This is a genomic window from Plantactinospora solaniradicis (genome assembly GCF_042658085.1).
In the GTDB taxonomy this organism is placed as follows: Bacteria; Actinomycetota; Actinomycetes; order Mycobacteriales; family Micromonosporaceae; genus Plantactinospora; species Plantactinospora solaniradicis.
Genome location: NZ_JBHSPR010000085.1, coordinates 52,290 through 75,580, shown reverse-complemented (window position 1 = coordinate 75,580; position 23,291 = coordinate 52,290). Strand labels below are relative to the sequence as shown.

Here is a 23,291-nt window from a genome sequence, read left to right as displayed (position 1 = left end):
TGGTCCGGCGCAAGTCTTCCTTAGGTCTGAATTAACGCTCGGCCGGTGGCCCTGCTCCGATGGCAACATCAGTCGCGATCCCATCCCGCTCCACCGGGCCACTACCCGCAGATGTTCGCCCCAACCCGGTCCCGGCGGAGCCGTGCGCGCGGCGGGAGCATGGTCCCCCACACCCCGCTCCCGCCGCGCGCCAATAGCCACGACCTCGCACAGCTACGACCTCGCACAGCCACGACCTCGCACAGCCACGACCTCGCACAGCTACGACCTCGCACCAACCCGGTGACCCGACCGGGCCCGCACCGCCGCGACACATGTTGGCGCGAACCACGGTGCGACAGCGGTCGGGACGCCCACGAACGCTGGTCCGGCGCGGCCGCCCGCAGCACCCCGCGCCGGGCCAGCCTCTACTCTCGGTTCCCCGCGCGCTCTCCGCGCACCCACGCACGGCCGTGCCCCCCGGCGACGGCCGGGGGGCACGGCGGCGACCTCAGCGGACGACGTCGTACACGAACTTGGTGATGCCGTTGGCGTACGTCTCGGACTCGACCACCTTCAGCATCTGCTTGGCCTTGTCGGTGTCGCTGAACATCCGCTTGCCGGCTCCGAGCAGCACCGGGAAGACCAGCAGGTGGTAGCGGTCGATCAGGCCGGCGTCGGAGAGGTTGCGGGCGAGGGTGGCGCTGCCGTGGATGACGATCGGCCCGCCGTCGGTCTCCTTGAGCTTCGCAACGTCCTCAAGGGAGCGCAGGATCGTGGTGTCACCCCAGTTGTCGACGAGGGCGTCCTGGCCGAGGGTGGTCGAGACGACGTACTTCGGCAGGTCCTTGAGAGCGGCGAAGTCCTCCATGTTCGGCCACAACGGCGCGAACGCCTCGTAGCTGGACCGGCCGAACATCAGCGCGGTGGCCTCCTCGGTCTCCCGCCCCTTGATCTCGTACGCCTCGGGAAGGAACTCGAGGTCCTTGTACGTCCAGCCGCCGCTGCGGTGGGTCTCGGACGGGAGGCCGCCGCCGGGAGAGTCGACGACGCCGTCGAGCGAGACGAAGGCGGTGTAGATCAGCGTACGCATTCTCGATGTCCTATCCGTGGTCTGAGTGGATGTCCACAGTCTTGCGTGGCGTGACGCGCATCGCCACGATTAGGCTCTTGCCTAATCGGAAGCTCTCCTCCCCCGGCCGGTCCGGCGGGATCAGGCGCCCGACGCCGCGAGGTAGGCGTCGATCTCGGCGGTCAGCTTCTCCTTGTCCGGCCCGGGAAGGAAGGACGCCGCGACCGCGTTGCGGGCCAGACCGGCCAGCCCCGCCTGGTCGAGGTCGAGCAGCCGGGCGGCGACCGCGTACTCGTCGTTCAGCGTGGTGCCGAACATCGGCGGATCGTCGGAGTTGACGGTCACCAGCAGCCCGGCCGCGACAAGCTGGGGCAGCGGGTGCTCCTCGATGCTGCCGACCGCCCGGGTACGGACGTTCGAAGTGGGGCAGACCTCCATCGGAATCTGGCGCTCGGCGAGATAGTCCAGCAGTTCGGGATCGCGTACGGCGGAGATGCCGTGCCCGATCCGCTCCGCGCCCAGTTCCCGGATCGCGTCCCAGATGGTCCCCGGGCCGGTGGTCTCCCCGGCGTGCGGTACGGACCGCAGGCCCGCCGCCCTGGCCTGGTCGAAGTACGGCTTGAACTGCGGCCGGGGCACTCCCACCTCCGGACCGCCCAGCCCGAAGCTGAGCAGCCCGTCCGGCCGCTCGTCGAGGGCGATCCGCAGGGTCTGCTCGGCCGCGGGCAGCCCGGCCTCCCCGGGGATGTCGAAGCACCAGCGCAACGAGATGCCCAACTCGGCCTCGGCGCTCCGGCGCGCGTCCTCGATCGCCTCGCAGAACGCGGGCGCGGGAATCCCCCGATGCACGTGCGAGTACGGCGTCACGGTCAGTTCCGCGTACCGGACCTGCTGGCGGGCGAGTTCCCGGGCCACCTCGAAGGTCAGCAGCCGGACGTCCTCCGGATCCCGGATCAGGTCGACCACGCTGAGGTAGATCTCGACGAAGTGGGCGAAGTCCCGGAACTCGAAGTATTCGACGAGGGCGTCCGGGTCGGCCGGCACCTTGGTCCGGCCCTCGTGCCGGGCGGCAAGTTCCGCCACGATGCGCGGCGACGCGGAGCCGACGTGGTGGACGTGCAGCTCTGCCTTGGGCAGTCCGGCGATGAAGGCCGATAGGTCGGTCACGGGTTCTCCCTACTGACGTGCGCCGGTACGGGCGACGAAGAAGACGCGGCGGAACGGGAAGTACACCAGCCCCTCCCGGATCGGGTACGCCTCGACGAGCCGCCGCGCCAGGCGGGTCCGGAAGGCGTCCCAGTCGGCACCCTCACCGCCCAGTGCCGCCCGGACCGGACGCAGCGCCGTCCCCTCCATCCAGGTCAGCACCGGATGGTCGGTGCCGGCGGTCGGTAGCAGGTGCACGTAGGTAGTCTCCCAGGCGTCGACAAGGCAACCCGCGCCGGTCAGCAGGTCCGCGTAGCCCACCGCGTCGGAGACCGGCGCGTCGCGCAGGACGACATCGACGACACCACGCCAGCGGGGTTCCTCGGCGGTCGCGTACAGCGCCCGGTGCGAGGCGGCGTCGAAGTTGCCCGGCACCTGGACCGCGAGCCACGAACCGGCGGTCAGCTCCCGGGCCCACCGCACCAGCAGTGCCTCGTGTCCGGGCACCCACTGCAACACGGCGTTGGAGATCACCACGTCGACGTCGGGGCCGGGCGACCAGGTCCGCGCGTCGGCCACCTCGAATTCGACGCCGGACCGGTCGGGCAGGCTGCCGGCGGGCAGGCCGCTGGCGGACAGGGTGGCGGCGGGCAGACAGCCGTCGCGCGCCGTCGCGGCCTCGGCCTCGGCTCCGGCTCCGGCTCCGGGAGTGGCCGGCGAGTTGCCGCCCAGGGCCGTCGCGGATTCGATCATCTCGACCGAGGAGTCCAGGCCGACGACCCGGGCCGCCGGCCAGCGCGTCGACAGGGTGGCGGTGAGGTTCCCGGGTCCGCAACCCAGGTCGACCACGACGCGGGGCTGCTCGGCGCCGATCCGGGCGGTCAGGTCGTAGAACGGCCGGGACCGCTCGTCGCCGTACCGGAGATAGGTTGTGGGATCCCACATGACGCCTCCAAACCGTACGTACGTCTTGTTTACCACACCCGTCGGGCTCGGGTGTTAAGAAGGGGCCCTTCTTCTACAAAAAGCGATAAGCGGGGGCCCTTCCTTACTCCCCCAGCGTGGGCGGACGGGGCGCGGGGATAGGCTCGCCGACGTGGAAAAACGCATCTTCGGGCGGTTGGACCGCCAGGTCGGCGTGATCGGGCTCGGCGCCTGGCAACTCGGCGCCGACTGGGGCCAGGTCAGCGAATCCGACGCCCTCGACGTCCTGGCCGCCGCCGTCGACGCCGGAGTCACCTTTCTGGACACCGCCGACGTCTACGGCGACGGGCGCAGCGAGCAACTGATCGGCCGGTTTCGACGGGAGCGGCCGGACGCCGGGCTCACCGTGGCCACCAAGATGGGTCGCCGGGTGCCGCAGACGCCGGCCGCGTACGTGCTCGACAACTTCCGGGCCTGGACCGACCGGTCCCGCGCCAACCTCGGGATGGATGTGCTCGACCTGGTGCAGTTGCACTGTCCGCCCACTCCGGTGTTCCACACCGACGCCGTCTACGACGCCCTGGACACCCTGGTGGCCGAGGAACGCATCGCGGCGTACGGAGTCAGTGTGGAGACCACCGACGAGGCGCTCGCCGCGATCGCCCGGCCCGGCGTCGCCAGTGTGCAGATCATCCTCAACGCGCTGCGGCACAAGCCGATCGAACGCGTACTGCCCGCCGCCGCCAGCGCCGGAGTCGGCATCATCGCCCGGGTGCCGCTCGCCAGTGGCCTGCTCTCCGGCCGGTACGACGAGAACACCACCTTCCCGAGCGACGACCACCGCAACTACAACCGGCACGGGGAGGCGTTCGACGTCGGCGAGACGTTCTCCGGGGTCGACTACGAGACCGGTCTGCGGGCCGTACGCCAACTCGGCGCGCTGGTGCCGCAGGGCGCCACGATGGCACAGTTCGCACTGCGCTGGATCCTCGACCAGCCCGGTGTCACGGTGGTGATTCCCGGCGCCCGCAACGCCGAGCAGGCGCGGGCGAACGTGGCCGCCGCCGACCTGGCGCCGCTGTCCGCCGAGGCGACCGACACGGTGAACGCCGTCTACGACGAACTGATCCGACCGCAGGTGCACGACCGCTGGTAGTCCGGCACGGGCGGCACCGTCGTCGTGCCGCCGACCATCGGCGGGGCGTCGTGCGGGAGTCGGATGCCGCGCGTAGCGTCGAATCGGCTGCGATCGTTGAGACAGCGGGAGAACGGCGTACCGGATCGGGTCGTCCGTACCGGATCGGGTCGTCGCGGAAAGGAGTAGCGGATGAGGGGTTGGCTTCCGCTCACGCTCGGCCTACTGGCCGTCGTCATCGGCGCCGTGTGGACCCTGCAGGGGCTGGGTCGGTTGGGTGGCAGTGCGATGACCGGTGAGACGGTCTGGGCCGTTATCGGGCCGATCGTCGCGTTGGCCGGGCTGGTCCTGCTAGGACTGGGCCTGCGCGCCCGGAGCAGGCGTACGCCATCCTGAGCCCGGATACGCGTCGAGCCCCGCAGGGCGCGGGGCTCGACGTGGATCCAAAGGAATCGCAACTCAAGGCCGGCGGACCGGCCGTCACCGGAATCAGATGGGGCGAACCTGCTCAGCCTGCGGCCCCTTCTGGCCCTGAGCGATCTCGAACTCCACCCGCTGGTTCTCCTCCAGCGTGCGGTAGCCGCTGGTCTGGATGGCCGAGAAGTGGACGAACACGTCAGCACCCCCGCCGTCGACGGTGATGAAGCCGAAGCCCTTGTCTGCGTTGAACCACTTCACGGTTCCCTGCGCCATGTGTATCTCCTTCTAAAACTGGCGGCCGAGCACGCCGTGCGGCCGGTTGGCCGTTTTCGAGCAGCGGCGCCTTGAGTGGCCCCCACGAAGGAGGACTTCCCCTCGACCCACGCCATCTCTCAACAGCGTGGAACAGCAAACCACGTACGCAAAAACTTCGCATAGCCTACCCGACGAAATTCTCCGACATGTGACCTGAGGAGCCCGGAAACCGGGTCCGACGCATCGACGAATCGGTGCGGTCACAGCACCGCCAACCGGGCAAAAACGGATCAGACAGACGGGTTTCCCGATGTGTCACCGGCGGCCGCGCGGCCGCCGAGTGCCACCGCCAACACCGCGCCCAGCAGGCAGAACAGGGCGGCACCGGTGAATATCTCCGCGTACTCGACCCGCAACGCCGTGCGTACGGCTTCGGCGTACTCGGCAACCCTGCGCTGGTATTCGGCCCGGTCCACACCGAACGGCAACGGGGTCACCAGATCGGCGGTGAGCCGCTGGAACCGGTACAGGCCCCACGCCGTCAACCCGGCCACACCGAGCAGCATCCCCATCATCCGGGCCACCACCAGAGCGGCCGACGCGACGCCGTGCTGCACCGCCGGAACCGCGCGCAGCACCGCGGCACTCAGCGGTGCGATGACCAGCCCCAGACCGAAACCGGCCAGCACCAGGTCGACATCGAGCCGGGACAGGCCGACCGGGCCGATCGCGTACCGGGCCGACAGCGGATCCGCCGGCCAGTCCGCGATCAGCAGGTAGCCGAGCACCGCCAACGCCAGACCACCGACCGTCACCCCGCGTTCGCCGAGACGACGGGCGAGCAGCCCACCGACGACCGCACCGACCGGCAGCGCCACCAGGAACCGAGTGAGCAACAGCGCGCCGCCCACCGCGTCCCGGCCGAGCACCGTCTGGGCGAAGAGCTGCACGTCCACCAGCGTCACCATCAGCGCCGCGCCGGCCAGTCCGCTGACGCCGAGCGCGACCAGGAAGGGCCGCATCCGCACCCCGGTCGGATCCAGCAGCCGGGTCCGGGACCGGGCCTGCCACAACAGGAAGGCGGCGAACACCACGACCCCGCCCACGATGCTGGCCGGGCCCCACGGCGGTAGCAGAGACCGCGCCGGATCGGGGTTGTAGAGGCCGACCACGAGCAGCCCGAGGGCGACCGCCAGCAGTATCCCGCCGACGACGTCGACGCGTTGCCGTACGGCCCCCGTCCGCTCGCCCGCACCGGGCAGGGTCAGCCGGACCACCACGGCCGCCGCGAGCGCGAGCGGAAGGTTCACCCAGAACACCCCGCGCCAACCGACCAGGGCGGCGACTCCGGCACCGTAGAGCGGACCGAGCACGCTGCCCAGTTCCTGTGCCGCGCCGACCAGCCCCAGCGACAACGCGCGGCGCCGAGCCGTGCCGAGATCGGAGACCAGGGCCATCGTCACCGGCAGCAGGGCGCCACCGGCAAGGCCCTGCAACGCCCGGCCGGCGACGAGTAGCGGCAGGGTGTCGGCGACCGCGGCCAGCACCGAACCGGCGGCGAATCCGGCCAGGCAGCACTCGATGACGATCCGTCGACCGTACCTATCGGACAGTCGGGCCAGCAGCGGCATCCCGGCGACGTATCCCAGCAGGTAGCCGGTCACCACCGGAGTGGCCCGTTCGAGCCGGTTCACCGGCACCCGCAGGTCGCCGAGTATCTCCACCAGCAGGGTCACCACCACGTACGCGTCCAGCGCGGCGAGCAGTACCGCCGCGCCGCCGACCCCGATCGCGACCCGGCTACCGGTCCGGCCCGCCGTCGACGCGCGAGCGGCCGGAGCCTCGCCGGACGACATCCCGCCGTCCGGTGACACCGCCGGTACTCCGCCAGGCGTGGCGGAGTCAGGGGACACGGATGGTGACCGGGACGTCGTACTCGGAGAAGGTGACCGTCACGGTGCCGGTCTGACCCGGCACCGGGAACTGGGCCCGGTGCAGCAGCGGCCGGTCCGCGCCGATCCACAGGGTGCCGGTGACGTCCTCGCTGACGCCCGGCACGAGGGTGCCGAGCGCCGAACCGGGCAGCGTTCCCTTGATCCGGTACGCCTGCACACCGTCGACGGTCTCCCGGGCCTCGGTGGTGCCACTGGACTTGCTGACCAGGTTGGCGACCCCACGGTCCGGCGAGAGCAGCGCGGTCGGGTCGTAGATCGCCGCCGCGGTCGAGAGCGGCAGCTTCTGCCAGCCGCCGGTGAGTCCGTTGACGTGCAGCGTGTCGCCCTTGACCACGAACTGGAGTTCGAGCGGTAGGCCACTCTGCTCGATCCGGGCGCTCCCCTGGGCCTCGCCGGTCGCGGTGATCACCCCCTCGGCGGCACTGATCCCGAGGGATTCGGCCGCGCCTTCGGTGGTGATGGCGAACCGGGCGGTCTTCACGGTGGCCAGTTCGGTCGCGGCCGAACGGAGCAGTTCGGCCGCGACCGGCAGCGGTGCGGAGTCTCCGGCGCCGCCGGCCGGGTCATCGTCGGCGCCCCGATCGGTGCAGCCAACGGATACGGCCAACAGCAGGCTCAGGGCACCGGCGAGTGCGAAGGGTCGACGCATACCCGAAGCGTACTCACGACCGGTCGCCGGCCGGCGCTCATCCCGCTGGTCGTACCCGCCGGACCCCGGATCGGCCGGAGGTCGCGCCGGTCAGTCGGGCCAGCGACCGGTGAATCGACGGACACCGATCGCGCCGCCCCGGTCCACCGCGGCCCGGACCACCGCGAAAATGGCACCCTGCAACGCGGCGGCGGCCAGAATCTCGCCCCAGCCCCGGTCCTCGTCGATCGCGTCGGGCGCCTCGCCGTCCCCGGCGGTGAGCTTCCAGACCTGTCGGAACACGGCACCGGCCGCCACACCGGCGGCCATGCCCAACAGGATGCCCACCGGACGGTAGGCAATCTTGCTAACTGCCCTGCTCACCCACGCCTCCCTCGCGCCACCAGTACCACGACCGCCAGAGCAAGTGCCCCGGCGGCGATCACGACCCACGGCACCGGATGCCGTAACGCTACCGACCCGGCGTCGTGTACGGAGGACCGGACGGTCGCGGTGGTCTGCCCGGCCCGCTCGCGTACCCGGTCCCGGGTCTGCACGGCCGATCCCTTGATCCGGGCCTTCACGTCCGCCTTGGCGGCCAACGCCTGCACCGTCTCGCCGAGTTCGGCCCGGGTCTGTCGGATCTCCGCCCGCAGTGCCTCCGGGTTGCCCGATCCGTTGCTGCGGGTCATGCCTGTCCCCTGTCCCGAACCGCCGAGGCCACCGTACGCACGTCGGCGCGCACGCTGTCGGCCATGGCGCTGGGCATCGGCGGCACCGCCCGGCGTACCTGCCGACGGCCGATCAGTGCGAGCACCCCGGCCATCAGGAAGAGCGCCCCGGCCACCACCAGCGCCGCCGCCCAGGCCGGAATCACCAGGGCGAGCGCCAGCACGCCGGCGGCCACCAGCACGCCGAGTCCGCAGAGCGCCATCGCACCGCCGCCACCGAAGAGTCCGACCCCGATACCGGCGTGCCGGCCCTTCTCGGCGAGCTCGATCCGGGCGAGCGCCAGCTCGTCGCGTACCAGTCGCGAGAGCTGTTCGGTCGCGCGCTGTACCAGCTCCGCGGTGGACTGCTCCGTAACCGGTCGAGCGGAATCACGTACGACATCGGCCATGGTGTCCTCCTTCCCGGTTCCCTGGGCTGTATGCCCCCGTCGCCCGCCGTTCAATCCTGTTCGTCGGACCCGACCCGCCCACGGCGCCTCGACCACCGCACGACGGCCCCGGCGCCCCGGGCACGGGCCCACCCGGGCGAACGGCACGGCGGGCGCACCGCCGGGCTCCGTTGTCGTTAGTGTCCGCCACCGGCCGCTCCGATGGCGGCCGATCCGGCAGGTCAAGCGGGCGGGGCGGCTTCGATGCGGGCCGCCGGCGGCGCCATCACCGCCGTGGCGGGCGGGCTCAGCGCGGCGGGGCGTCGACCGGTTCGTCCGGGCCGACGAAGTCGTGGCTGCGGGCCTCGCCGTCGTCGCCGCCGCCGAACAGCCGGGCATCGTCGGGCGGCTCGTGCGCCCCGGACCGGGGATCGGCGGACGGGCGCACCGGCCGACCGGCTACCGGCCCCGGGTGCTCGACCGACTGCCAGGGCAGGGTGCCGGACGCGTCGCCGATCTCGGCACGCAGCCGGGGCAGCGCGGTGGGCCGCTGGTCGCGCAGCCAGCCGACCAGATGCTCGCGTACCTGGCAGCGCAGGTCCCACAGCTTCGGCGCGTCGGCGGCACTGACCAGCGCCCGCAGCCGGACCATGCCACCCACGGCATCGGTGACCTGTAGTACGCAGGTCCGCCCGTCCCACAACTCGGTGCCCTCCACCAGCCGGCGCAGTTCCTCCCGCATCGCCTGCACGGGCACCGACCAGTCCACCTCGAACTCGGCGGTCCCCAGGACGGCGGCCTGGGTACGGGTCCAGTTCTGGAACGGCTTCGTGGTGAAGTACGAGGTGGGCAGGATCAGCCGACGGTCGTCCCAGATCTGCACCACCACGTAGCTGAGGGTCAGTTCCTCGATCCGCCCCCACTCCCCCTCGACCACCACCACGTCGTCGAGCCGGACCGCGTCGCTGAACGCCAGTTGCAGACCGGCGAAGACGTTGCCGAGCACGCTCTGCGCGGCCAGTGCGGCGACCACGCCGATCACTCCGGCCGAGGCGAGCACGCTGGCGCCGACGCCCCGGACGCTGGGGAAGGTCATCAGCATCACGCCGCCGGCCAGCACAACGATGACGGCGATGGTGACCCGGCGCAGCATGACGATCTGGGTCTTGATCCGTCGGGCCTGCCGGTTGTCCGGCACGTCGACCCGGAACCGGGCCAGCGCGGTGTCCTCGCTGACCACCAGCAGGGACGCGACCAGCCAGGCGGTCGTCGCGATGACGGCGAGGACGAGAAGGTGCAGCAGGGTCTGCCGCCAGGCGGTGCCGATGCCGTACTCGGTGCTGAACCGGACCCCGAACTGCACGGCCAGTACGGTCGCGGCCACCTGGAACGGGCGGTGCGAGTGTTCGGACAGCTCGCTGAGCAGGATGGACCGCCGGCCGAGCCGGCGCACGATCCGGTGCACCGTCTCCACCACGAGCAGCGCGACCGCCGCCGCGCCCACCGCGACGATGATGGTCCACAGATAGCTGTCCACCAATGTTCTTCCTCTCATGCCGAAGCCGGGCGTCGCCACGGGATGGTCCCGAGCGAGCCCGGCAGGGCGTGAATCAATATGGGGGTTTGAGTAAAGAGTGCAGAGTGCCCCAGATAGCCCAATCTGTCGATACTAGACCTTCCGGTACCTCGCCTGGACGAAGCAGAACACGCCGAACGCGCCGATCCCGAGCGCCACCAGGGTGAGCAGGATCCCGCCGTACGACTGCTCCCGCAGCGTGTGCAGCGCGCCGTCCAGCCCCCGGGACTGGTCCGGGTCGTAGTTGATCGCGGCGGTCAGCACCAGCAGCCCGGCGATGCCGTACGCGACGCCCTTGGCGATGTAGCCGGCGACGCCGAGTCGGCGGGAGACGGTCCGCATCCGGTGATCCATCTCGCCGGTCCGCAGGTGCCGCTCGAACCGCTTGACGGCGCCGTACCAGATCAGCCCGACACCGAGCGCGGCCAGGGCCAGTCCGGCCAGCCCGACCAGCACCCGGCCCCCGGAGGAGCCCATCATCTGCTCCGTCAGCGCCTGCTGCTTGTCCGCACTGGACGACTTGGCCTGCTGGACCACCTGGTACGCGGTCCAGGCGAAGTAGAAGTAGACGAGGGTGCGGCCGGCCGAGGTGAGGCGTTCGAACACCCGCTCCCGACCGCGGTACTCCTGATGCCCGATCGCGGCCTCGAAGGCCTGCCAGATCGCCATCGCGAGCAGGCCGACACCGATCGCGCCGACCAGGAAGGTGCCCAGTGGTTGGGCGGCGAGGGTCCGCAACGCGCCGGACTGGTCACCGTCGTCGGCCGGCCGGCCGAACGCGATCTGCAACGCCAGCCAGGCGAAGAGAAGGTGGACGAGCCCATAACCGACAAACCCGGCCCGGGCCAGGAGTTCGAGGGATTTGCTGTTGGCGGCGCGGGCTGCGCTGGCTCCGGCGGTATGAGTCGCTGACATGACCCTGTCAATGACCGATCGACATGATTTCCAAACTTCCGGGCCCGCCGCCGGTGGACCGGAGCGGGGCGGCGCCGGCCGATCGCCACCACCGCCCCCTGGGTCCGGCCGCCGGCTATCCGGCGTTACGGCCGATCCGGACCACCACCTGCTTGTCGTCCGCGCTCTGGACCGTGGCGTACAGGCCGCCCACCTCGGTCGCCTGCTGGCCGACGGTGAGCGTCAACTGCTCGCCGCCCACCTCGATGGTCGCCTTGTCGCCGTCGACTCCGATCAGTTTGGCCTCCACGCCCAGGATGCTCGTCTTGGCGTCGACGCCACGGTTGAAGGTCACCGTGCAGGCGTCCAGCCCGCAGTCGGTAGTGGCGCCCTCGGAACTGCAGCCGGCCAGGACGGCCGCACCGAGGGCCAGGCCGGCGAAGAGGCCGGCGGCGCGACGGACGGGGGTCAGGTGGCGGTACGGGGGATTCGTCACCTGTCCAAGGGTACCGGGGGTGATCCAGGCAACTGATCTTCCCGAGTTCCCGGCGCCGCCGATATGGTGCCCGGCATGCCGTTCGACATCGCCCGGGTCCGGGCCGCCTATCCCGCCCTCGCCGAGGGGTACGCCCACTTCGACGGGGCCGCCGGCACGCAGGTGGCCGCCGGGGTCGTCGAGGCGGTGGCGACCACCATGCGTACCGCGGTGGCCAATCTGAGCAGCGCGCACGTCCCCGGCCGGCGCTCCGGGGAACTCGTCGCGGCGGCCCGCCAGGCGGTCGCCGACCTGGTCGGGGGGACCCCGGACGGCGTGGTCTTCGGGCCGAGCGCCACCGCCCTCACCTACACCGTGGCCCGGACCCTGAGCCGGAGCTGGCGGCCGGGCGACGAGGTGGTGCTCTCCCGACTCGACCACGACGCCAACGTCCGGCCGTGGGTGCAGGCGGCCGAGGCCACCGGCGCCGTGGTGCGCTGGGCCGCGTTCGAGCCGGAGAGCGGAGAGCTACCGGCCGCGCAGTACGCCCAACTGGTCGGCCCGCGTACCCGGCTCGTCGCCCTCACCGCCGGCAGCAACGCCATCGGCACGGTGCCGGAGGTCGCCGAGATCGCCGCCGTCGCGCACGCGGCCGGCGCACTCGTGTACGTCGACGGGGTGCACGCCACCCCGCACGGCCCCACCGACCTGCCCACGCTCGGCGCCGACTTCTACGTGACCAGCGCCTACAAGTGGTCCGGTCCGCATCTGGCCGCCGTGATCGCCGACCCGGGCCGGTGGGAGGGGCTGCACCCCGCCAAGCTCCTGCCGTCGCCGGACGGGGTTCCGGAACGGTTCGAGGCGGGCACGCCGAGCTTTCCGCTGCTGGCCGGGGTCCGCGCCGCCGTCGACCACCTCGCCGACCTGGATCCGGCCGCGACCGGCAGCCGCCGCGACCGGGTGCTCGCCGGCATGGCCGCCGCGTACGCGCACGAGGAACGTCTCTTCGACCGGCTGCTGACCGGCCTGACCGGGCTGCCCGGGGTGACCATCTACGGCGCGGCCCGGCGCCGGTGCCCGACGGTCTCCTTCCGGCTCGCCGGCCAGTCGCCCGCGCAGACCGCCTCGGCCCTGGGTGAGCGGGGCGTCTGCGTCTCGGCCGGCGACTACTACGCGTACGAGTACTTCACCGCGATGGGCCTGCGGGACAGCGGCGGGGCGGTCCGGGCCAGCATCTACCACTACAACACCGAATCGGACGTCGACCGGCTGCTGACCGAACTCGACCGGACGATCAGCGGCGTGGTCCCGGACGCAGCCGGGCTGACGGGTGGAGAATTGCTCCGGTGAACCTCCTGGTCGAAGACAATCCCGCCCGCCGCCGCTTCGAGATCCTCGCCGACGACAGCCTGGCCGGCCACATCGCCTACCAGATCGAGTCCGGAACCATCGTGCTCGTACACACCGAGGTCGACGCCCGGTTCGAGGGGCAGGGCGTGGGCAGCGCGCTGGCTCGGGGCGCCCTCGACCAGCTCCGTGAGCGGGGTGACCGAGTGCGGGTGACCTGCCCCTTCCTGCTCCACTTCATCGAACGGCACCCCGAGTACGCCTCGGTGGTCACCGACGCCTGACGCACCGCACCGGCAACTCCGGTATCGGGCGACGGACCGAACGGCTACCTTCGTACCCGTGGCGGAGCCGGAAGTGCGCACGACGGGGCGAACGGGTCGATTGGTCACCGTGGTGGTCGTGGTGGCGGCGCTGGCCGCCGCCGGAGTCGGAGTCGGGCTGTGGCGGGGCTGGTTCGCCGACCCGTCGGTCTCGGACGCGCCCCGGGCCCGGGCCGGCGCGGTGGAGACCGTGGTCAGCGACCTGGCCGCGCCCTGGGGGCTGGCCTTCCTGCCCGACGGGTCGGCGCTGGTGACCGAGCGGGACACCAAGCGGATCCTGCAGGTCTCCGGCACGACCGCCCGCGAGGTGGCCCGGATCGACGAGGCGGCTCCGGCGGGCGAGGGCGGGCTGCTCGGCATCGCCGTCTCCCCCGACTACGCCCAGGACCGCTGGATCTACGTCTACTACACCGCCGCCCAGGACAACCAGATCGCCCGGCTCCGCCTGGGTGAACGCCCCGAGCCGCTGCTGACCGGCATTCCCCGGGGCAGCCGGACGCACAACGGTGGCCGGCTGGCCTTCGGACCCGACGGGATGCTCTACGCGGGCACCGGCGACGCCGGGCAGCGCGACGCGTCGCAGGACCGGGACAGCCTGGCCGGCAAGATCCTCCGGATGACCCGGGACGGCCAGCCGGCGCCCGGAAACCCGTTCGGCTCGCTGGTCTACAGCTACGGCCACCGCAACGTGCAGGGCCTGGGCTGGGACGCCGCCGGCACGATGTACGCGTCCGAGTTCGGGCAGAACCACTACGACGAACTCAACCGGATCTCGGCCGGCGGCAACTACGGCTGGCCGGAGGTCGAGGGCGACTCCGAGGACTCCCGGTTCGTCGCGCCGATCGCGACCTGGGGCACCGACGAGGCGTCGCCCAGCGGTATCGCCGTGGTCGGCGACCGGGTGTGGATGGCCTGCCTGCGCGGCCAGCGGCTCTACCGGATCGGCACCGGCGGGCAGGACCCGGAGGCGCTGCTGACCGACGAGTACGGCCGGTTGCGGCACGTCGCCGTCGCCCCGGACGGATCGCTCTGGGTGCTCACCTCCAACCGCGACGGCCGTGGCTCACCGGACGACGGCGACGACCGGATCCTGCGCCTGGTGCCCTGACGCCCGGGCCCGGATCGGACACCTGGCTCCCGGACGGGTCATGACCGCGTGCCGCCCGGTGGCCCTGCGCGGGTCATGACCGCGTGGCGCCTGGTGGCCCTCGCGCGGGTCATGACCGCGTGCTCCCTGGGCGGTCAGACCGCGTGCTCCGGAGCGGGTAGCTCGGTGAACGGGAACCGGAGCCGGAAGTCCGGCCACGGGACGGTGAGGCGCAGGGAATCGTCGCCCCCGTCGACGTCCACCCGCAGGTCCGCGATCTCGGCCAGATCGGCGAGTGACCGTCGGGCCTGCTCGACGGTCACTCCGGCGTTGCCGGCCAGGCTGGCCAGACTGGTGCTGACCACCCGGCGGCGCCAACGCCGACGGGTCCGCAGGGCAAGCCGGCGGACCTCGATGGCCACCAGGACGGCCTGGTCGTCCCGCTGCGCCCGGGCCTCCAACTCCTGTTCCTCCGGCGAGAGTGGCAGCACGTCCAGCGGGTCGCGGTCCAGCCGGGGCAGCACCCACGGATCGTCGTCACCGTTCTCGGCGGGACGGTCCTCGGCGATGTCGAACAGTCCGAACCCGGCCAGGCAGAGCAGCAGCTCACCGACGGTGTGCGGGACGGGCAGCCCACGTCGCCGACACATCTCGGCGAAGAGTTCGATCCGGGCCGCCCGTACCCGGACCATCCAGGCGTAGTGCTGGCGTGCGTGCAGTTCGGCGTCGTCGGCGTCATGTCCGGCGCGACGCCGCCGGGCGCGGGCCACCCACTCGTCGACACTGCCGGGATCGCACCATGCCGAACTGTCCCAGGGCACCACACTGGACCAGGCCGAGCGGCGGAACCGGGACCGCCCGGGTACGACGGTGAGGTAGACGAAGGCGCAGGGTAGCCACCGGATCCAGGACGGCTTGAGGGCGGCCCGCTGCCAGCGAGGGGTCACCGGACGAACGATACCGCGACTCGGCGTACACGTGGGGGCACCCATGGTTACCCCAGTGGTACTGATCGTACGGCGAGCGTCCGATCAGGACGATCCGGCGAGCACTTCCGCCACCGCCCGCCCCGCGGCCCGGGACGCGCCGTACGTCGTCAGGTGGACCCGACCTGCGACGGTCGACGGTACGCCGAGTTCCACCACGATGGCCTCCGGACGGTCGGCCAGGATCCGGCGTACCGCGGCGGTCATCCAGCCGTGCCGGTGCAGATCCCGTACGACCAGTACCAGCGGTCGCCCGTCCGCCATCCGCAACGCGTCGGCCGGCACCTCACCGCTCTCGTCGAGATCGTCGGCGGCCAACCGCACGGTGGTGGTACCGGGCAGCAGCGCGGCGAGCGGCGCACCCACCCCCCACGGAGTCTCGGCACCGATCGCGATGTTGCGCGGCGGCTCGAACTCCAGCACGTGCGCGGGGCCGGTCAGCGGCAGGCCGGTCGCCCCCGTGGCGGCGGTCAGCCGGACAGCCCGGCGGGCGGCGGCCAGGCCGAGCGCGGAACCCTCCGGACCGGAACCGGCCCAGGCCGGCAGCTCCGCGCGGGCCGCGGCGCTCCACTCGGCCAGCAGGCCGACCCGCTTGGCGGCCTCGACCAGCCGTTCCTCCGGCAGCACGCCGGTGGTCACCGCCTCGACGATCGCGTCCCGCAGCCGCAGGGCGTCCACCTCGGCGGCGTGCTCGCCGCCGACACAGATCGCGTCGGCACCGGCGACCAGCGCCCGCACGGTTGCCCCCTCGAAGCCGTACCGGTGGGCGACCGCCCGCATCTCGATGGCGTCGGTGACCACGACTCCCTGGAAGCCCAACTCGTCGCGGAGCAGATCGGTCAGCACCCGTCGGCTCAGGGTCGCCGGCCACTCCTCGTCGATCGCCGGGACCAGCAGGTGGCCGGTCATCACCGCCTGCACGCCGGCGTCGATCGCGGCCCGGAACGGCGGCAGCTCACAGCCGTCGAGCCGGGCCCGGGAGACCCCGATCCGGGGTACGTCGAGGTGCGAGTCGACGCTGGTGTCGCCGTGTCCCGGAAAGTGCTTGGCGCAGGCGGCGACCCCGGCGGACTGCAGACCCCGTACCCAGGCGCCGGTGTGCCGGGCGACCAGTGCCGGGTCGGCCCCGAAGGACCGTACGCCGATGACCGGGTTGTCGGGGTTGGCGTTGACGTCGGCGTCGGGTGCGTAGTTCAGGGTGATTCCGGCGGCGGCGAGTTCGGCCCCGAGGTCCCGGGCGACCGCCTCGGTCAGCTCGGGATCGTCGATCGCACCGAGCGCCAGGTTGCCGGGCCGGGAACTGCCGCGCCCGGACTCGATCCGGGTGACGTCGCCGGCCTCCTCGTCGATCGCCACCAGTACGTCCGGCTTCTCCGTCCGCATCATAGCGGTGAGCGCGGTGACCTGTTCGGCATCCACCACGTTGCGGGCGAACAGCACCACCCCGCCGAGGCCCTCACCGAGCCACCGGCACACCCAGTCCGGTGGTCGGGTGGTTCCCACGAAGCCCGGCTGCAGTACCGCCGCCGCCAGGCTGGACAGGTTGTCCGTCGTTCCGCTCATCCCGCCGGTTCCCCCGAATCTACAGTGGACAGCCACCGCCCCGGTCGCGGCGGGTGCTGCCATGGTCACACCAGCCCAGCAAATAGTCAATAAACCTTCCTATTAACCGGAACACGGTCCGACGTGCGAGAGTGCAGAGATGGAGCCCAGTACCTCCGGAGCCCGACAACAGCTCGCCGAGTTGCCGTACCGCCTCCTCGCCGCCGAGGACACGAGCTGGTTCGACATTCCGGCCGTCCGGCTCGTCGGGGCGGTCCTCGGCACCGTACTGCTGATCGCGGCACTCCGGTCGATGTTCGGTCGCGGGCGGTAGGTGGTGCGGCGGTAGGAGGTTCGCAGGTGCGGTCTGCTCTGGTCATCGGCGGTACCGGTCTGGTCGGCCGCGCCGTGGCGCGTCGGTTGCTCTCGAGCGGTTGGCGGGTCACCGTCACCGGCCGAGATCCGGGTCGGGTCCCGGCCGATCTGGCGGCCGCCGGGGCGCGGCTCGCGCTGCTCGATCGCGATGATCCAGCCGGGCTGGCGGCAGTCGGCGGAGACGGGTGTGATCTCCTCGTCGACTGTGTCTGCTACACGGCTGCCCAGGCGCGGCTGGTGCTCCCGCTGATACGGAACAGTGGATCCGCAGCGATGATCTCCAGCCGGGCGGTGTATGTCGACGATGAGGGCAACCACGTCAATTCGGCTTCCGCGCCCCGGTTCACCGAACCGGTGACGGAGCAGCAACCCACCATGAAGCCGGGCGACATGCCGTACAACTCACCGCAGGGATACGGCGCGAACAAGGTCGCCGCCGAGCAGGTCCTGCTTGACAGCGGTCTGCCGGTGACGGTGCTGCGTCCGTCGAAGGTTCACGGTCAAGGGGCGGCGCCGCCCCGGGAGTGGTACTTCGTGAAGCGAGCCCTGGATCGCCGGCCGACGCTTCTGCTTGCCGGCCGGGGCAGGGGCGCGGACCATCCGTCGGCAGCGGTCAACATCGCGGCGCTCGTCGAGGTCGCGGCCGAACGGCCGGGCCGCCGGATCCTCAACGCCGCCGACCCGGATGTCCCGGACGCCTTGACGATCTCCCGCGTGATCGCCGCGCTGACCGGTCACACCTGGCACGAGATCCTCCTCGACGACGACGCCCCACCGCAGCTCGGTAACCACCCCTGGCGCTGCCGTGCCCCGGCCGTTCTGGACACCAGCGCTGCGCGGGCGTTGGGATACCGGCCGGTCGGTGACTACGCCACCACGGCCAGCGACGTGGTCGACTGGCTGCTCGACGCGGTCTCCCAGCATCCCGCGTGGATGCCGCCCGGCGTCGACGACATGCTGGCCACCACGTGGTTCGACTACGCCTCGGAGGACGCCTGGCTCCGCACCACGGTTTCGGCCTCCCGGACCGGGGGTACCTCCGGCCTCCGATGAAGCTGCCACCTCTGCACGCCACCCGACTCCGCCGCGCCGCCCGGCACCGGTTCGGCTGGCGCTCGTTGCGTCCCGACCAGCTCACCGCGATGCGGGCGGTGATGAAGCGCCGGGACGCCCTCGTGGTGCTGCCGACCGGAGCCGGAAAGTCCGCCGTCTACCAGGTGCCGGCGACACTGCTGCCCGGACCGACGGTGGTGATCTCCCCACTGCTGGCCCTGCAACAGGACCAGATAGCCGCGCTCAACGACCGCGACCGGCCGGAACTGCGTGCCGTCCGGATCAGTTCGGCCGAGACCCCCAGCCAGCAGGCCGCCGCGCTGGAGGACATCCGGCAGGGTCGGGCACGGTTCCTGTTCACCACCCCGGAGCAGCTCAGCAACCCGGACCGGCTCACCGAGGTACGCGCGCTCCGCCCGGCCCTGGTCGCGGTCGACGAGGCACACTGCATCTCCGCCTGGGGGCACGACTTCCGCCCCGACTACCTGGCGCTCGGACATCTGATCCGAGCGCTGGGTCGGCCACCGGTGGTCGCGCTGACCGCCACCGCCTCGCCACCGGTCCGCGACGACATCATCGCCCGGCTCGGACTGCACAAGCCCCGGGTCGTCGTGTCGGGGCTGGACCGCGCCAACCTGTTCCTGGAGGTGGCGAACTGCGCCACCGAGGACTACCGGTGGCGACGACTGGTCGCACTGCTCCGCGCCGACGGGCGCCCCGGGATCATCTACGTGCCGACCCGGCGGGCCGCCGAGGAGCTCGCCGACCGGCTCACCTCCGCCGGCTTCGAGGCGGAGTTCTACCACGGCGGCATGCCGGCCGGCGCCCGCGAGGAACGGCACGAGAGGTTCATGGCCGACCAGGTGCCGGTGATGGTCGCCACCTCGGCCTTCGGGATGGGCATCGACAAGCCGAACATCCGCTGGGTGGTACATCTGGCGCTGCCCGACGCGCCGGACAGCTACCTCCAGGAGATCGGCCGGGCCGGTCGGGACGGCGAGCAGGCCCGGGCACTGCTGCTGTGGCGGGCCGAGGACGTCGGCCTCCGCCGCTACTTCACCGGCGGCGCACCGGACCCCGACGAGCTGCGCGACCTCGCCGCCCTGCTCCGCAGCGGCCCGCTCACCAGGACCGCGCTGCGCGAACGCACCGGCCTCGGTGCCCGCAAGCTCGGGCAACTCGTCGCGCTCCTGGAACAGGTCGGCGCGGCGACCACACTGCCCAACCACCGGCTGGGCAGCCCGCCGTACGCCCCGGAACCGGTCGACGCGGCCACGGCGGCGGTGGCCGAGGCGGAACGGCAGCAGACTGTACAGCGGTCCCGGACCGACATGATGCGCGCCTTCGCGGAGACCCGGAGTTGCCGGGGACAGACCCTGCTCGCGTACTTCGGTGAGCAGATGTCCCGGCCGTGCGGGCACTGCGACAACTGCCATGCCGGCGACGGTGTTCCGGGCGACGGCACGACGGGCGACGCCGGGCGCGACCCGGACGACACACCGTTCCCGGTGCACAGCTCGGTGCGGCACCAGGAGTGGGGCTCGGGACTCGTGCTCGGCTACGAGGCGGACAAGATGACGGTGCTCTTCGACGAGGTGGGGTACAAGACCCTCTCCGTGCCGGTGGTCAGCGAGCAGGGCCTGCTCGTTCCGACGACCGACTGATCTACGGTGTGCGGACGTACGTCGTCCGCCGAGGTTGTCCGGATCGCCTCCGGCGATTCGGTTTGCGGTACGGCACGGCGTGCCGTGGGATGTGATGGTTTGCCATCTGTGAAGGGAGGTTGCTCGTGACCGAGCAACCGCTGTACGCGACCGAATTCGGTTTTTCCGACGACGAGTGGGGTCTGCTCGTCGGTTTGCCGCAGTCGGTGCTGACCGCGGCCAGTGCCGCGGAGTCGGACGGCAGCCGCCGGACCAGGAACGAGAACGCCGCCGGGCTGGAGTCGATCGCCGCCGGCCGCGAGTCGGCCAGCCCGCTGGTCGCCGCCGTCGCCGGTGAACTGATCGGCAGGGTCGGTGATCCGGAGGCGGGCGAGGAACTGCCGGTGATCGAGCCGGCCGACCCGCGGACGCTGATCGCCGACGTGCTCGACCGGGCCGCGAAGGCGTCGACACTGCTCACCAACAGGGTTTCCGAGGGCGAGGCCGGGGCGTACCGGCACTGGCTGCTCTCGATCGCCGAGCACGTGGTGAGCGCGGCGTCGACCGGCGGTCTGCTGGGCCTGGGCGGCGACGACGTGACCGAGTCCGAGCGCCGGTTCCGCGACGAACTGGCCCACGTACTCAACGACTGAACCAGCAGCCGGCGGACGGGCCGGGCCGCGTCGTGATCCACGCCGCGACCCGGTTCACCCGCATCGGTCTGCCGGTCCCGTTCGGGTCACCGATTCGTTCGCAGCAGTTCGAGCACGGCGGCCTCGGCGTTCCGCCGATCCGGGTCCGGGGCGGCGTCGAGAACCACGCCGTCGTGGTAGAGATCGACGATCCTCGGATGTACGTAGGAGGCCCGGGCCACGGTCGGGGTGTTGCCCAGCAGCCCGGCCACCTCGCGCATCGCCGCCGCCACCGTACGTCGCCGCCCGCTGACCGAACGTTGTGGGCCGCTGCTCGCCAACCAGGTGGCGGCCAGTACGGTGGCGTGCCAGGTACGGAAGTCCTTGGCCGTCATCTCGCCCCCGCTCGCGCTCCGCAGGTAGTCGTTGACCTCGTCGCTCCGGACGTCCCGCCAGCACCGGCCGTCCCAGTAGCCGAACAACCGCTGCGCGGTGCGCCGACGTCGACGCAGGTCACGCAGCACCCGGCACACCTGGGCGTCGTCGATCCGCCGCACCTGCGCGATGCCACCCTTGGCCGGGAACTCGAACACCACCGCGCCCTGACGGGTCCTGGTGTGCTCGGGTCGCAGCGTGGCCACCCCGAACGTCGGGTCGTCGCCGGCCGCGTACTGGTCGCTGCCGATCCGGAACGTCCCCATGTCCAGCAGGCTGGCCACGGTCGCCAGCACCCGGGGCCGGCCCAGGCCCCGCCCAGCCAGGTCGGCACCGATCCGCTCGCGCAGAATCGGCAGCCGGGTGGCCACCTCCAGTACGTGGTCGAACTTTGCCTGATCCCGCCGGAGCCGCCAGGTCGGGTGGTAGAGGTACTGCCGCCGCCCGGCCGCGTCGGTGCCGATCGCCTGGATGTGCCCCGCCGGATGCGGACAGATCCAGACGTCCTTCCAGGCCGGTGGGATCACCAGGTCACGGAGCCGGGTCAGCTCGTCCCGGTCCCGGATCGGCCGGCCTTCGGTGTCCAGGAAGACCACGCCGCGACCGTGCCGACGCCGCCCGTACCCCGGGGCCGCCAGGTCACTACGTCGCAGCCGCACCGCAGCCCCGTCCCGCCCGCTCCACCTCGCCCGCCACCGTCAACACCTCGTCCACCTCGATCGCCGCCAACGCGGGATGCACCCGGGCCCAGTCGGTATCGGCAGCGACCGACGGCGGTCCGGTCACGGTGGCGCGCAGCGCCCGGTGCCACGGGCGGTCCGGTGGCGGTCCCCACAGCTCCGGTCGGATCGGTCCGAACAGAACGACGGAGGGGACCCGGTAGGCGGTCGCGAGATGGGCGATCCCGGTGTCCGTACTGACCACCAGGCGGGCGTGCGCGACCATGGCGGCCAACTCCACGAGGTCGAGTCGACCCGCGAGCACCGCCGTGTTCGGCAGGCCGGCTCCGGCCACGATCCGCTCCGCCAGGTCCCGTTCGTCCGGCGAGCCCGTCACCACCACCCGGTGCCCTCCCCGGGCCAGTTCCCGGGCCAGCGAGGCGAACCGGCCCGGGGACCAGCGGCGCGCGGTGCCCTTGCCGCCCGGATGCAGCACGGTCACCCCGACCGGCACCCGACGGGGCGCCGGGCGGCGCAGGTCTAGGTCGTCCGGGTCGGCCCGGACGCCGTACCAGCTCAGCAGGCGGCACCAGCGACGCACCTCGTGCTCGTCCTGGCGCCACTGTGGACCGTCGAGGTGCCCGGCCTCTGGGCAGTGGAAGGCGCAGAGTCGTTCCGGGTCGGCGGAGCCGAGCAGCCGGTGCGACTGCGGCCCCCGCCCGTGCAGGTTGACCGCCCAGTACGGTGCCGGCCCGGCCCAGTCGACCGGGTCCAGCCCGTTGGTGGGAATGACGTTGTCGACGTCACCGATCAGTTCCGCCAGCGGGGTCAACCAGTCCGGCGCGGCGACCGACAGGGTGTGCCCGGGGAACGCGGCGCGCAACCCGCGCAGCGCCGGGACCGCAGTCGCCAGGTCGCCCACCCCGAGCGCACGCAGCACCAGGATCACGGGTAGGACGATTCCCGGTCGGCGCAGACCACCATCTCCCGGATCGCGCATCCGGGCGGCTGGCGCAACGCGAACAGTACGGCCGAGGCCACGTCGGCCGGCTCGTTGAGCACGGCGTCGGCACCGGGACGGTACTGCGGATCACGCTCGTCGAAGAACGCCGTACGCATGCCGCCCGGCACCAGCAGGGTCACCCCGACCACGCCGGCCAACTCGGCGGCGAGGGCCCGGGTGAAGCCCACCACGCCGAACTTCGCCGCGCAGTACGCGGTCGCGTCCCCGACCGCCTTCACGCCCAGGGTCGAGGCGACGGTCACCACCCTGCCGGCCGAGCGCTCCAGGTACGGCAGCGCGGCCCGGATCACCGCGGCGGTGGCCAGCAGGTCGATCGTGACGACCCGCTCCCAGGTCTGCGCCGGTACGTCGCCCAGCCGCCCCGGTACGTCGACACCGGCGGCCGTGACCACGCCGACCAGCCCGCCCGCCTGCTCGGCGAGTTCCCGGGTGGCCGCCTCGGCGGCGCGGGTGTCGGCCAGGTCGCATTCGAGCCACGGCACTCCGGCGGTCGGCGCCTGCCGGTCCAGCACGTACGGCCGACCGCCCACCCCGGCGACCGCGCCCGCCACCGCCGCGCCGAGCCCACTGGCGCCACCGCTGATCAGCACCGCGCCGCCGGAGGCCAGAAGATCGCCGGCAGCCGTG

26 protein-coding genes are annotated in these 23,291 nt (G+C 72.0%); 9 read left to right on the top strand and 17 right to left on the bottom strand.

Annotated features, from left to right (window positions below; genetic code table 11):
* Positions 1-490 precede the first annotated feature (490 nt).
* From ACFP2T_RS44140 to ACFP2T_RS44130, 3 genes are all read right to left on the bottom strand, one after another.
* A complete protein-coding gene (locus tag ACFP2T_RS44140; RefSeq protein ID WP_377433130.1) occupies positions 491-1,072 on the bottom strand; it encodes a dihydrofolate reductase family protein in 582 nt (193 codons plus the stop codon).
* A gap of 120 nt (positions 1,073-1,192) precedes the next feature.
* On the bottom strand, positions 1,193-2,218 hold the full coding sequence (locus ACFP2T_RS44135; protein ID WP_377433128.1) for an adenosine deaminase: 1,026 nt from the start codon (positions 2,216-2,218) through the stop codon (positions 1,193-1,195).
* A 9-nt stretch (positions 2,219-2,227) separates the two neighbouring features.
* Positions 2,228-3,142: a methyltransferase domain-containing protein gene (locus ACFP2T_RS44130; protein WP_377433126.1), complete on the bottom strand. Its 915-nt coding sequence runs from the start codon at positions 3,140-3,142 to the stop codon at positions 2,228-2,230.
* A gap of 151 nt (positions 3,143-3,293) precedes the next feature.
* Here ACFP2T_RS44130 and ACFP2T_RS44125 point away from each other — a divergent pair, with 151 nt between their 5' ends.
* Positions 3,294-4,277, top strand: a complete 984-nt coding sequence (locus tag ACFP2T_RS44125; RefSeq protein WP_377433124.1) for an aldo/keto reductase — start codon at positions 3,294-3,296, stop codon at positions 4,275-4,277.
* 171 nt (positions 4,278-4,448) lie between these two features.
* Complete coding sequence (locus ACFP2T_RS44120) at positions 4,449-4,652, top strand: hypothetical protein (protein ID WP_377433123.1); 204 nt, start codon at positions 4,449-4,451, stop codon at positions 4,650-4,652.
* Between the two features lie 93 nt (positions 4,653-4,745).
* On the opposite strand, the gene ACFP2T_RS44115 is transcribed toward ACFP2T_RS44120, so the two are convergent.
* The 9 genes from ACFP2T_RS44115 to ACFP2T_RS44075 all read right to left on the bottom strand — a co-directional run bounded on the left by ACFP2T_RS44115 (position 4,746) and on the right by ACFP2T_RS44075 (position 11,579).
* Positions 4,746-4,949, bottom strand: coding sequence for a cold-shock protein (locus ACFP2T_RS44115; protein ID WP_007075740.1), 204 nt, complete (start codon positions 4,947-4,949; stop codon positions 4,746-4,748).
* 272 nt (positions 4,950-5,221) lie between these two features.
* On the bottom strand, positions 5,222-6,805 hold the full coding sequence (locus tag ACFP2T_RS44110) for an MFS transporter (protein ID WP_377433119.1): 1,584 nt from the start codon (positions 6,803-6,805) through the stop codon (positions 5,222-5,224).
* Positions 6,806-6,833: 28 nt separating this feature from the next.
* Positions 6,834-7,535 (bottom strand): LppX_LprAFG lipoprotein, encoded by a 702-nt coding sequence (locus ACFP2T_RS44105; protein ID WP_377433117.1) that lies wholly within the window; start codon positions 7,533-7,535, stop codon positions 6,834-6,836.
* A gap of 90 nt (positions 7,536-7,625) precedes the next feature.
* Positions 7,626-7,898: a DUF4235 domain-containing protein gene (locus ACFP2T_RS44100; protein WP_377433116.1), complete on the bottom strand. Its 273-nt coding sequence runs from the start codon at positions 7,896-7,898 to the stop codon at positions 7,626-7,628.
* Positions 7,895-8,206 (bottom strand): DUF3618 domain-containing protein, encoded by a 312-nt coding sequence (locus tag ACFP2T_RS44095; RefSeq protein WP_377433115.1) that lies wholly within the window; start codon positions 8,204-8,206, stop codon positions 7,895-7,897. Before ACFP2T_RS44095 ends, ACFP2T_RS44100 begins: the two co-directional genes overlap by 4 nt.
* Positions 8,203-8,634, bottom strand: coding sequence for a phage holin family protein (locus ACFP2T_RS44090; protein ID WP_377433114.1), 432 nt, complete (start codon positions 8,632-8,634; stop codon positions 8,203-8,205). The genes ACFP2T_RS44095 and ACFP2T_RS44090 overlap by 4 nt, the downstream gene beginning before the upstream one ends.
* 286 nt (positions 8,635-8,920) lie before the next feature.
* Positions 8,921-10,150 carry a mechanosensitive ion channel family protein gene (locus ACFP2T_RS44085; protein ID WP_377433112.1) on the bottom strand — a complete coding sequence of 410 codons (1,230 nt, stop codon included), beginning with the start codon at positions 10,148-10,150 and terminating at the stop codon, positions 8,921-8,923.
* Positions 10,151-10,282: 132 nt separating this feature from the next.
* Positions 10,283-11,104, bottom strand: coding sequence for a DUF1206 domain-containing protein (locus ACFP2T_RS44080; RefSeq protein WP_377433110.1), 822 nt, complete (start codon positions 11,102-11,104; stop codon positions 10,283-10,285).
* Between the two features lie 115 nt (positions 11,105-11,219).
* Positions 11,220-11,579 (bottom strand): hypothetical protein, encoded by a 360-nt coding sequence (locus tag ACFP2T_RS44075; protein WP_377433108.1) that lies wholly within the window; start codon positions 11,577-11,579, stop codon positions 11,220-11,222.
* Positions 11,580-11,654: 75 nt separating this feature from the next.
* Between ACFP2T_RS44075 and ACFP2T_RS44070 the strand changes: the two genes are divergently transcribed.
* The 3 genes from ACFP2T_RS44070 (at position 11,655) to ACFP2T_RS44060 (ending at position 14,336) form a co-directional block, all read left to right on the top strand.
* A complete protein-coding gene (locus tag ACFP2T_RS44070) occupies positions 11,655-12,908 on the top strand; it encodes a cysteine desulfurase-like protein (protein ID WP_377433106.1) in 1,254 nt (417 codons plus the stop codon).
* Positions 12,905-13,189: a GNAT family N-acetyltransferase gene (locus ACFP2T_RS44065; RefSeq protein WP_377433104.1), complete on the top strand. Its 285-nt coding sequence runs from the start codon at positions 12,905-12,907 to the stop codon at positions 13,187-13,189. Before ACFP2T_RS44070 ends, ACFP2T_RS44065 begins: the two co-directional genes overlap by 4 nt.
* Before the next feature lie 112 nt (positions 13,190-13,301).
* Entirely contained in the window at positions 13,302-14,336 is a 1,035-nt protein-coding gene (locus ACFP2T_RS44060) for a PQQ-dependent sugar dehydrogenase (RefSeq protein ID WP_377433533.1), read from the top strand.
* A gap of 134 nt (positions 14,337-14,470) precedes the next feature.
* Here the strand turns inward: ACFP2T_RS44060 and ACFP2T_RS44055 are convergent, their stop codons facing one another.
* Together ACFP2T_RS44055 and ACFP2T_RS44050 are read right to left on the bottom strand one after the other, a co-directional pair.
* Positions 14,471-15,262 (bottom strand): DUF6042 family protein, encoded by a 792-nt coding sequence (locus ACFP2T_RS44055; protein WP_377433103.1) that lies wholly within the window; start codon positions 15,260-15,262, stop codon positions 14,471-14,473.
* 84 nt (positions 15,263-15,346) lie between these two features.
* Positions 15,347-16,864, bottom strand: a complete 1,518-nt coding sequence (locus tag ACFP2T_RS44050) for a glycoside hydrolase family 3 protein (protein ID WP_377433101.1) — start codon at positions 16,862-16,864, stop codon at positions 15,347-15,349.
* A 139-nt stretch (positions 16,865-17,003) separates the two neighbouring features.
* On the opposite strand from ACFP2T_RS44050, the gene ACFP2T_RS44045 reads away from it, so the two are divergent.
* The 4 genes from ACFP2T_RS44045 to ACFP2T_RS44030 all read left to right on the top strand — a co-directional run bounded on the left by ACFP2T_RS44045 (position 17,004) and on the right by ACFP2T_RS44030 (position 20,567).
* Complete coding sequence (locus ACFP2T_RS44045) at positions 17,004-17,177, top strand: hypothetical protein (protein ID WP_377433099.1); 174 nt, start codon at positions 17,004-17,006, stop codon at positions 17,175-17,177.
* A gap of 26 nt (positions 17,178-17,203) precedes the next feature.
* A complete protein-coding gene (locus ACFP2T_RS44040; protein ID WP_377433098.1) occupies positions 17,204-18,271 on the top strand; it encodes an NAD-dependent epimerase/dehydratase family protein in 1,068 nt (355 codons plus the stop codon).
* Entirely contained in the window at positions 18,268-19,935 is a 1,668-nt protein-coding gene (locus tag ACFP2T_RS44035) for a RecQ family ATP-dependent DNA helicase (protein WP_377433097.1), read from the top strand. The genes ACFP2T_RS44040 and ACFP2T_RS44035 overlap by 4 nt, the downstream gene beginning before the upstream one ends.
* A 125-nt stretch (positions 19,936-20,060) precedes the next feature.
* Positions 20,061-20,567 (top strand): hypothetical protein, encoded by a 507-nt coding sequence (locus ACFP2T_RS44030; protein ID WP_377433095.1) that lies wholly within the window; start codon positions 20,061-20,063, stop codon positions 20,565-20,567.
* An 86-nt stretch (positions 20,568-20,653) separates the two neighbouring features.
* Here the strand turns inward: ACFP2T_RS44030 and ACFP2T_RS44025 are convergent, their stop codons facing one another.
* From ACFP2T_RS44025 to ACFP2T_RS44015, 3 genes are read right to left on the bottom strand one after another with little or no spacing between them, the layout of a single operon-like run.
* On the bottom strand, positions 20,654-21,640 hold the full coding sequence (locus ACFP2T_RS44025) for a DNA topoisomerase IB (RefSeq protein ID WP_377433094.1): 987 nt from the start codon (positions 21,638-21,640) through the stop codon (positions 20,654-20,656).
* Positions 21,624-22,589, bottom strand: coding sequence for a glycosyltransferase family 9 protein (locus tag ACFP2T_RS44020; RefSeq protein WP_377433092.1), 966 nt, complete (start codon positions 22,587-22,589; stop codon positions 21,624-21,626). Before ACFP2T_RS44020 ends, ACFP2T_RS44025 begins: the two co-directional genes overlap by 17 nt.
* Positions 22,586-23,272, bottom strand: a complete 687-nt coding sequence (locus ACFP2T_RS44015) for an SDR family oxidoreductase (RefSeq protein WP_377433531.1) — start codon at positions 23,270-23,272, stop codon at positions 22,586-22,588. The genes ACFP2T_RS44020 and ACFP2T_RS44015 overlap by 4 nt, the downstream gene beginning before the upstream one ends.
* Between the last annotated feature and the right edge of the window lie 19 nt (positions 23,273-23,291).